Here is a 3,857-nt window from a genome sequence, read left to right on the forward strand (position 1 = left end):
CCGGTCGCGGCCAGCAGCACCGTCACGCCGATCGCCCCCTCGACGAGGGCGTCGCGCAGCGCCGGCCACCGCGCCGGGAGCCACTCCCCGGAGGAGAGGTCGACCTCGCGGCGCACCAGCCGCGCGGCCTTCAGCGTCCGTGCGGCGGTCGCCGCGTCCACCCGGAGGACGCGTTGCAGGAGCTCGTTCATCGACCGGCAGCCGAACCGCCCGCAGAACGCCGGCTCCCCCGACCCCGCAGGACGCTGATCGACGTTCGCGACCGCTTCCACGACCACGGCCTCCACCCGTCGCTGGATCTCGCCCGCCACCCGCAGCAGCTCCATCATGTCCCCCGCGGCGAGAGCACTCAGGGTGCCGGATCGCAGCACCGCATCGAGGGCGACGACCGTGTCGCCCAGAACCGCTGCCGATGTGCTCTCCATGGGACGATTCCATCGGGGGCCACCGACATTCGGAACCGGATAACCCCAGGCCAGAGAGATATTCCGGAACACGCGAGCGACACATCCCGTACCAGCGCGGGCTCGCGGACAGCCCTCGACGGCAGGGCACGACGGGCGCACGATCAACCGCCCGCCCCGTCTCCACGTCGTTCACCCGGGCACCACGTCGCCGTGGCTCGAGCCTCAGGTGCGGTCGTCGTCCTCGAAGATCAGGATCGTGCGGGTCGACCGGATCGAGGGGATCGCCTGGATGTCCTCGAGCACGATGCGGCGGAGGTCGCGGGCGTCGTTCGCCCGCACGAGCAGGAGCACGTCGAAGTCTCCGCCGACCAGGGCGATGTGCTCGATCTCGGGGATCGCCCGCAGCCGGGCCCGGACGTCCTGCCACGTGGCCTGCTCGATCGCGAGGGTCACGTAGGCACTCGCGTGGTGACCCAGCAGCACGGGGTCGGTGCGCACGGTGTAGCCGGTGATGACCCCCGCGTCGGTCAGCCTCTTGATGCGCGCGTGCGCCCCGGCACGGGAGATGTGCACGGCCTCGGCGATCGCGGTCATCGATGCCCGCGCGTCCCGTCGGAGCTCGGCGAGGATCGCGCGATCCGTGTCATCCAGGGCCGTCATGGCACCCCTCTCATCCCGGTCTGAATCCTGACATTGTGAACGCCAGATCCGCAACCATCGAGCAATCGTCCACGATCTGACTGGGGATATTGGATGACTGTCGCGACCGGGGCATGCTGTCCTCATCGAGTTCGGCGAGGGAGGCGGACGATGCTGCACACGGACCTGCTGCCGCGGGACACCGCGGTGAATCTGATCACGGCGGACGGCACGACCGTCCACGACGAGGCCTACGCGCTGCCTGACGCGGACACGCTGCTCACCGCCTACCGGGGTCTCGTCGAGGGCCGCCGCATCAACGAGCAGGCCAACGCGCTCGTGCGACAGGGGCGCCTCGCCGTGTACCCGTCCTCGCACGGGCAGGAGGCGTGCCAGGTCGCGGCGGCCATGGTGCTCGGCGACCGGGACTGGCTGTTCCCGACCTACCGCGACTCGGTCGCCGTGATCGCCCGCGGTGTCGCTCCGGCCGAGGCTCTGGTGCTCCTCAAGGGCGACTGGCACTCGGGGTATGACGTCCGCGCGCACCGGGTCGCACCGCAGGCCACTCCCCTGGCCACGCAGCTGCTGCACGCGGTGGGGTTCGCGCAGGCGGCGAAACGCCGCGGGGAGGACTCGGTCGTGCTGGCCCTGTGCGGCGACGGCGCGACGAGCGAGGGCGACTTCCACGAGGCGATGAACTTCGCCGCCGTGTTCCACGTGCCGGTCGTGTTCTTCGTGCAGAACAACGAGTTCGCCATCTCGGTGCCCCTGTCGCGCCAGACGGCCGCTCCCTCGCTCGCCCACAAGGCGATCGGCTACGGCATGCCGGGCCAGCGCGTCGACGGCAACGACGTCGCGGCCGTGCTGGCGGTGCTGACCGAGGCCGTGGACCGCGCGCGGGCGGGCGGCGGGCCGTCGCTCGTCGAGGCGCACACGTATCGCATGCAGGCGCACACGAACGCCGATGACGACACCCGCTACCGCGAGCGCGACGAGGTGCAGGCGTGGATCGCCCGTGACCCGCTGCTGCGACTGCGCGCACACCTGACCGCCGCTGGCGCGCTCGACGAGGACACCGAGAAGCGCTTCGCCGCCGGGGCGGAGGAGATCGCCGCCGCGATGCGCGAGGCGCTCAACACCGACGCCGACCTCGACCCGGAAGACCTGTTCCGCTTCGTGACCACGAGCCGGTCGCCTCAGCTCGAGGAACAGTGGCAGCTGCTGCACGGCGAACTCGAACGAGACGGGCTCGCCCACGCCGTAGCCGCGACGAACGGAGGACAGCGATGAGCATCGCCGAGCACGACACCCGCCCCGCGGCCGCGTCCGACACGGCCCCCGCCGACATCGCGAACACCGACACCGCGAACACCGAAACCGGCGGCACCGCCGCACCGGACGCCGCCCCCGCACCGGCCACGATGACGATGGCGGCCGCCCTCAACCTCGCGCTCGCCGACGCGCTGGCCTCCGACGCCGACGTGGTCGTGTTCGGCGAGGACGTCGGTGCGCTGGGCGGCGTGTTCCGCATCACCGACGGCCTCACGGCCCGCTTCGGCGAGGACCGCTGCTTCGACACCCCGCTCGCGGAGTCCGGCATCATCGGCACGGCGGTCGGCATGGCCATGAACGGCCTGCGCCCCGTGGTCGAGATGCAGTTCGACGCGTTCGCCCTGCCGGCGTTCGAGCAGATCGTCAGCCACGTCGCGAAGCTCGGCAACCGCACGCGCGGCGGCATCCGGATGCCCCTCGTGATCCGCATCCCGTTCGGCGGGGGCATCGGCGGGGTCGAGCACCACTGCGACTCGTCCGAGGCCTACTACGCGCACACCCCGGGGCTCACGGTCGTCAGCCCGTCCACCCCGCAAGACGCGTACTCGCTGCTGCGCGCGGCGATCGCCTCGCCCGACCCCGTGGTGTTCCTGGAGCCGAAGAAGCTCTACTGGTCGAAGGGCGAGGTCGACACCACCGTCACGGCCGAGATCGGCTCCGCGCGCGTCGCCAGGGACGGCACCGATGTCACGCTGCTCGCCTACGGCGCCTCCGTCGCGCTCGCCCTGGAGGCGGCCGAGGTCGCGGCGGCGGAGGGGCGTAGCGTGCAGGTGGTGGACGTGCGGTCGCTGTCTCCCTTCGACGACGAGACCGTGACCGCCGCCGTGCGTTCCACCGGGCGGGCTGTCGTGATCGCCGAGGCGCCGGGCTTCGTGAGCGTCGCCTCGGAGATCCAGGCGCGCGTGTTCGAGCGGTGCTTCGAGTACCTCGCCGCGCCCGTGCGCCGCGTGACCGGCTTCGACACCCCGTACGCGCCGCCGAAGTTCGAGCACTGGTATCTGCCCGACGTCGACCGCGTGCTCGACGCGATCGACACGCTGCACTGGGACGAGGACGCATGAGCACTCCCGTGAAGACCGCCGTCCGCGTGTTCCGCCTGCCCGATCTCGGCGAGGGGCTCACCGAGGCCGGGCTCGTGCAGTGGCTGGTCGCGGTGGGCGACACGATCGTCACCGATCAGGCGATCGCCGAGGTCGAGACCGCGAAGAGCGTCGTGGAGCTGCCGTCGCCGTTCGCTGGTGTGATCACGGCGCTGCACGGCACCCCGGGCGACACGATCGACGTCGGCGCCCCGGTCCTGGAGGTCGCCGACCCCGGACACGTGCCGGACGACGCCGCGGGCACGCCAGACGCCGACCCCGCCGCGACGACCGAGCAGGAGGCGTACCGGCAGGAGGAGCGCGCCGGCTCCGGCAACGTGCTCATCGGCTACGGCACCTCGGCGTCGACCACGAAGGGCCGGCGCCGCCGCCCCGCTGC

4 protein-coding genes and 1 pseudogene are annotated in these 3,857 nt (G+C 71.9%); 3 read left to right on the plus strand and 2 right to left on the minus strand.

From position 1 onward, the window contains the following. Positions 1-425 (minus strand): annotated as a pseudogene (locus tag DW309_RS03220) (HNH endonuclease signature motif containing protein); the annotation flags it as partial. A 204-nt stretch (positions 426-629) separates the two neighbouring features. Next, a complete protein-coding gene (locus tag DW309_RS03225; protein ID WP_205812604.1) occupies positions 630-1,067 on the minus strand; it encodes an Lrp/AsnC family transcriptional regulator in 438 nt (145 codons plus the stop codon). A 150-nt stretch (positions 1,068-1,217) separates the two neighbouring features. On the opposite strand from DW309_RS03225, the gene pdhA reads away from it, so the two are divergent. The 3 genes from pdhA to DW309_RS03240 all read left to right on the plus strand — a co-directional run. Next, positions 1,218-2,336 (plus strand): pyruvate dehydrogenase (acetyl-transferring) E1 component subunit alpha, encoded by a 1,119-nt coding sequence (gene pdhA / locus DW309_RS03230; RefSeq protein WP_136044542.1) that lies wholly within the window; start codon positions 1,218-1,220, stop codon positions 2,334-2,336. Between the two features lie 131 nt (positions 2,337-2,467). Further along, positions 2,468-3,439, plus strand: a complete 972-nt coding sequence (locus tag DW309_RS03235) for an alpha-ketoacid dehydrogenase subunit beta (RefSeq protein WP_136044543.1) — start codon at positions 2,468-2,470, stop codon at positions 3,437-3,439. After that, positions 3,436-3,857, plus strand: a 422-nt coding sequence (locus DW309_RS03240) for a biotin/lipoyl-containing protein (protein WP_342590364.1), incomplete at its 3' end; no start/stop codon positions are given. The genes DW309_RS03235 and DW309_RS03240, both read left to right, overlap by 4 nt.

The organism is Microbacterium sp. K41 (assembly GCF_004794395.1).
Lineage (GTDB): Bacteria > Actinomycetota > Actinomycetes > Actinomycetales > Microbacteriaceae > Microbacterium > Microbacterium sufflavum.